The organism is Fructilactobacillus sp. X7R9C1 (assembly GCF_059901005.1).
This window is the reverse complement of record NZ_JBWXVG010000029.1, coordinates 1-1,750: the sequence shown is the minus strand read 5'-3', so window position 1 is coordinate 1,750 and position 1,750 is coordinate 1. Positions and strand designations below refer to the sequence as shown.

Annotated in this window: 1 rRNA gene; it reads left to right on the top strand. The window is 49.3% G+C overall.

The annotated features are described in order from the left end of the window. Positions 1-110: 110 nt before the first annotated feature. Positions 111-1,686: ribosomal RNA gene (locus AC6UD0_RS07175) — 16S ribosomal RNA — on the top strand. Positions 1,687-1,750: the final 64 nt, after the last annotated feature.

The following is a 1,750-nucleotide window of genomic DNA, read 5'->3' as shown; positions in this document are numbered from 1 at the left end:
TTTTAAGTTGTAGAACTTAAAATTAAACATTTGCGAAGTCAATTCGCTTTTTAATTCTTTTGAAAAAGAATAACAACAAATAATAATGAGCTAGTAAAATTTCTCATTTCTAAAATGAGAGTTTGATCCTGGCTCAGGACGAACGCTGGCGGCATGCCTAATACATGCAAGTCGAACGAGCTACGCCTATTGATAGTTGATGCTTGCATTACCTAGATTTAAGTTAGCAGCGAGTGGCGAACTGGTGAGTAACACGTGGATAACCTGCCCAGAAGAAGGGGATAACACCTGGAAACAGATGCTAATACCGTATAACAACGAAAACCACATGGTTTTCGTTTGAAAGATGGCCTTTGTGCTATCGCTTTTGGATGGATCCGCGGCGCATTAGCTAGTTGGTGAGATAAAGGCTCACCAAGGCGATGATGCGTAGCCGACCTGAGAGGGTAATCGGCCACATTGGGACTGAGACACGGCCCAGACTCCTACGGGAGGCAGCAGTAGGGAATCTTCCACAATGGACGAAAGTCTGATGGAGCAATGCCGCGTGAGTGAAGAAGGGTTTCGGCTCGTAAAACTCTGTTGTTAGAGAAGAACGGGCGTGAGAGTAACTGCTCACGTCGCGACGGTATCTAACCAGAAAGTCACGGCTAACTACGTGCCAGCAGCCGCGGTAATACGTAGGTGGCAAGCGTTGTCCGGATTTATTGGGCGTAAAGCGAGCGCAGGCGGTCTTCTAAGTCTGATGTGAAAGCCTCCGGCTTAACCGGAGAAGTGCATCGGAAACTGGGAAACTTGAGTGCAGAAGAGGACAGTGGAACTCCATGTGTAGCGGTGAAATGCGTAGATATATGGAGGAACACCAGTGGCGAAGGCGGCTGTCTAGTCTGTAACTGACGCTGAGGCTCGAAAGCATGGGTAGCAAACAGGATTAGATACCCTGGTAGTCCATGCCGTAAACGATGAGTGCTAGGTGTTGGAGGGTTTCCGCCCTTCAGTGCCGCAGCTAACGCATTAAGCACTCCGCCTGGGGAGTACGACCGCAAGGTTGAAACTCAAAGGAATTGACGGGGACCCGCACAAGCGGTGGAGCATGTGGTTTAATTCGATGCTACGCGAAGAACCTTACCAGGTCTTGACATCTTCTGTTAACCTAAGAGATTAGGTGTCCCCTTCGGGGGCAGAATGACAGGTGGTGCATGGTTGTCGTCAGCTCGTGTCGTGAGATGTTGGGTTAAGTCCCGCAACGAGCGCAACCCTTGTCATTAGTTGCCAGCATTCAGTTGGGCACTCTAATGAGACTGCCGGTGACAAACCGGAGGAAGGTGGGGATGACGTCAAATCATCATGCCCCTTATGACCTGGGCTACACACGTGCTACAATGGACGGTACAACGAGTTGCGAAACCGCGAGGTCAAGCTAATCTCTTAAAGCCGTTCTCAGTTCGGATTGCAGGCTGCAACTCGCCTGCATGAAGTTGGAATCGCTAGTAATCGTGGATCAGCATGCCACGGTGAATACGTTCCCGGGTCTTGTACACACCGCCCGTCACACCATGAGAGTTTGTAACACCCAAAGTCGGTTAGGTAACCTTTTGGAGCCTGCCGCCTAAGGTGGGACAGATGATTAGGGTGAAGTCGTAACAAGGTAGCCGTAGGAGAACCTGCGGCTGGATCACCTCCTTTCTAAGGAAAAATTCGGAAACCTTACATTATTGAAGTCTTGTTTAGTTTTGAGAGTTTTACTCTC